5 protein-coding genes are annotated in these 3,735 nt (G+C 31.6%); 2 read left to right on the top strand and 3 right to left on the bottom strand.

The window, feature by feature from the left end; genetic code table 11:
* Positions 1-5 precede the first annotated feature (5 nt).
* On the top strand, positions 6-1,088 hold the full coding sequence (locus tag MR593_RS01860) for a tyrosine-type recombinase/integrase (RefSeq protein ID WP_442908395.1): 1,083 nt from the start codon (positions 6-8) through the stop codon (positions 1,086-1,088).
* A 143-nt stretch (positions 1,089-1,231) separates the two neighbouring features.
* Positions 1,232-1,864 (top strand): transcriptional repressor LexA, encoded by a 633-nt coding sequence (gene lexA, locus MR593_RS01855; protein ID WP_290686385.1) that lies wholly within the window; start codon positions 1,232-1,234, stop codon positions 1,862-1,864.
* Between the two features lie 64 nt (positions 1,865-1,928).
* Here lexA and deoD read toward each other — a convergent pair whose 3' ends face one another.
* From deoD to MR593_RS01840, 3 genes are all read right to left on the bottom strand, one after another.
* Positions 1,929-2,648 (bottom strand): purine-nucleoside phosphorylase, encoded by a 720-nt coding sequence (gene deoD / locus MR593_RS01850; RefSeq protein WP_290686383.1) that lies wholly within the window; start codon positions 2,646-2,648, stop codon positions 1,929-1,931.
* A gap of 261 nt (positions 2,649-2,909) precedes the next feature.
* Entirely contained in the window at positions 2,910-3,425 is a 516-nt protein-coding gene (locus MR593_RS01845) for a hypothetical protein (RefSeq protein ID WP_290686381.1), read from the bottom strand.
* Between the two features lie 75 nt (positions 3,426-3,500).
* A partial coding sequence (locus MR593_RS01840) for an ATP-binding protein (RefSeq protein WP_290686378.1) occupies positions 3,501-3,735 on the bottom strand: 235 nt, incomplete at its 5' end.

Here is a 3,735-nt window from a genome sequence, read left to right as displayed (position 1 = left end):
AAAGCATCGAATTTGAAAAAGGACTGCCAGATTTTATGAAGGATTATTTCATATACTTAAAAGGTTCTGTAGCTTCATCTACTAGAGCAGCTTACTTAGAGGACATCACATTTTTCTGCGATTATTTAGTAAATGAAAGCGGACTTACAGACGCCAAAACGATAAAAGATTTAACTATAGAAGATTTTAAAAATATAAAAGCAAGAGATGTAAATTTATTTCTAGGTGACTACTGCCCTAGATACTACAAAGAAAAGGAAAATGCGACAATCGTATACGAAAACAACAACAGGGCTTTAGCGAGAAAAAAATCATCTATCTCAACCTTATTTAAATTTCTATACAGAAATGAACAGCTACCGACTAACATAACAGACGGATTTAACCCCATAAAGCTTCCAAAGCCTCAGCCAGACGCTATAAAAAGACTAGATATCGACGAAGTCATGATAATGCTAGAAGCTGTAGAATCAGGTGAAGGTCTAACAGAAAAGGAAAAGGTCTACTGGAAAAAAACTAAACTTCGCGACAAGGCAATCCTAGCTTTATTTGTGACATACGGTCTTAGACTAAACGAACTTCGCGAGCTGAATATTTCTTCGTTTAATTTTTCAAGGGGTGAATTTAAAATATACAGAAAAAGAGGCAAGGAAGTCCTAATGCCTATAAATAAGACATGTGAAAATGTCGTATTAGATTACATAAATAACGAACGACCAAAGAGCGACGATTTGCCTGATGATGTAAAAGACGCACTATTTTTATCTCTACAAAAAAAACGCCTGACATCAAAGGCTATAAGACAGCTAGTAAAAAAATATACATCTATATGCATGCACACGACTAGAGACAAGGGATATTCCCCTCACAAGCTTAGAGCGACAGCAGCTACATCTCTAATTCAGTCTGGATTTTCCATATACGATGTAAAAACTCTACTAGACCACGACAATGTGACTACTACACAACTATACGCAGCTCACAAGAAAAACGTAAAAAGAGATATAGTCAACAACTTTGAATGGCTAGATGAAGAAAATGAAGAAGTAAGCCTAGACGACATAAAAAAAGAAAATTCAACCGACTAACTGACTGTAAAAAGAATTTTTTCAAAATAAGAACAAATGTTTGTATAAAAAAACTTCATATGGTACAATATATAATATAAATAGTAAAGTTAAAATCATAATAACTTTAAATTTTATAAATAATAATGAAATGAGTGATTTTTATGAGTTCAAATCAAATAACAAATAAACAACTCATCATTCTAGAGTTTATAAAAGATCAACTTTTAACTAAGGGATATCCGCCTTCAGTTAGAGAGATATGTCAGGCAGTAGGCCTTAAGTCTACATCTACTGTACATGCTCATTTGAACAAACTTGAAAAATTAGGATATATAAGACGCGATCCTACTAAACCTAGAGCTATTGAAATACTAGACAGCAATATCTTCGGAAATAATATAACTGAAAAAGAAATAATCAACCTTCCTCTAGTTGGCCAAGTAACTGCTGGGGAGCCTATTCTTGCCGAACAAAACATCCAAGAATACATACCTCTACCTGCCCAACTTGTAAAGGGTACAGATAATTTTCTCCTAAAGGTAAAGGGAGAAAGTATGATAAATGCTGGTATTTTAGATAGGGATTACGTTGTAGTAGACAAAAGCTCTACAGCTTCTAAATCACAAATAGTAGTGGCATTAGTAAATGGAGACGCTGCTACTGTAAAGAGATTTTTCAAAGAAGGTAATAAAGTCAGACTTCAACCAGAAAATGAATTTATGGATCCTATCATTTTAGATGAAAGAGATGTTGAGATTGTTGGAATTGTTACAGGTGTATTTAGAGTATTATAGTACACGTAAAAAAGCTTGCTAAGAAAGTATAATTTTTAGCAAGCTTTTTATTTTAAATTTTATATTATGCTAAGCTTAAAGCTATTTCCATCATTTTAGTAAATGCTGTTTGTCTTTCCTTAGAAGTAGTTTCTTCTCCTCTTAAAGGACAGTCAGATATAGTAACTATTGCAAGTGCATTTACTCCTGCTCTAGCTGCATTCATGTAAAGTGCTGCTGCTTCCATTTCTACGCAAAGAGCACCCATTTTTTGCCATGATTTTAAGCTTTCTAATCCATCATCACCGTAGAATACATCGCTTGACACTATGTTTCCTACTGTTACATCTATACCAAGCTCTTTAGCATTATTTACAGCCTTTTGAAGTAATTCAAAGCTCGCAATAGGTGCATATGTACCTGGTAATTTGTATTGAGATGCGTAATTTGAATCTGTACAAGCTCCCATACCTATCACAACATCGTGTAGGTTTAATTTATCGCTTATAGCTCCTGCAGATCCTATTCTTATAAGGTTTTTAACTCCATAGAAATTAATTAATTCATAAGAGTATATTCCCATAGATGGCATACCCATACCTGAACCTTGAACAGATACTCTTTTGCCTTTATAATATCCTGTATATCCATACATTCCTCTTACAGTATTGTATCTAACTGGATTTTCTAAGAAAGTCTCAGCTATAAATTTAGCTCTTAGTGGATCTCCTGGTAATAATACTGTTTCGGCTATATCTCCCACCTTAGCTTCTAGATGTGGAGTTGGTACTGGTGATTTACTCATTTTAAATTCCTCCTAGCTTCTATAATTTATATAAATCTAAATATATTTTCATTAATTATAGATATTTAAAGTCTATAATTATTTCAAATATCTATATTATATATTATATACCTAATTACATACAAATATAAAATATAAATATAAGCTGTTAATTTTTAACTATTTCGAAATAAACGAAAAAATAGATGCTATTTTATAAATAACATCTATTTTAAAACTTTTATCGATATTTAATTTTTAATTAATTTTGATTTTGATAAATTAATTATTTACTACGTTGTTCCCCTCTTTTTCTCTTTCTATCATTAGTATAAATCTCTTCATTTGAATTATTTTACTTCTAACTTCATTAGACTCTGCATGTTTCATATAAGGAACATAACTTATAGCGTAATCACTACCCTTTGCACGTAAGTTTAAATCAATCTTATCTATAAAAGTTTGATTATTTAGTGTCAATGACGGAGAAATAACACCACTATTCTTATCTGCTCTTATATGATAATGTATGTTGATATCATCAACTTCGTCTAAAGTGAATTTGTGTAAAGTAACATTACTAGAATCAAGTAGATAAATACAATTATCTTTTCCTAGAGCTATGTTTGGACTTCCTTCATTTCCAAAAATCATAAATTTAACATTTTCAGAAAGAATTTTTTTAGCTTTGTTCTTTGATTTTTGCTCCCTTTGGTTTTTGCTTTCAAGTGCATAGTATATAATAATCCCTATTATTGCAATACTTGCTAAAACCTTTAATATGTTGTCCATTGTCATAATCCATTCCCCCCTCTTCAAAACACTTCTTACTTAAAGTATAATCTACTTTGACTGAAAAAAAAAGTATAATTTTTAACTATCTTCTCGATGTAGATTATTTTCTTTATTTTCCTTGTTAAAAAGGGGTAATTCAACTTTAAATACTGTTTTTTCACTGTCACTATGGGCGCTGATTTGCCCACCGTGTAGTGTAACAATGCTCTTTGTTATAGCTAGGCCTAAGCCTGAACCACCGTCGTTTTTATTTCTAGATTTTTCGACTCTATAGAATCTATCGAATATATATGGAAGCTCTACAGCTGGTATA

The sequence above is a fragment of the Intestinibacter sp. genome (assembly GCF_022780145.1).
GTDB lineage: Bacteria > Bacillota > Clostridia > Peptostreptococcales > Peptostreptococcaceae > Intestinibacter.
This window is presented reverse-complemented; position numbering and strand designations above follow the sequence as displayed.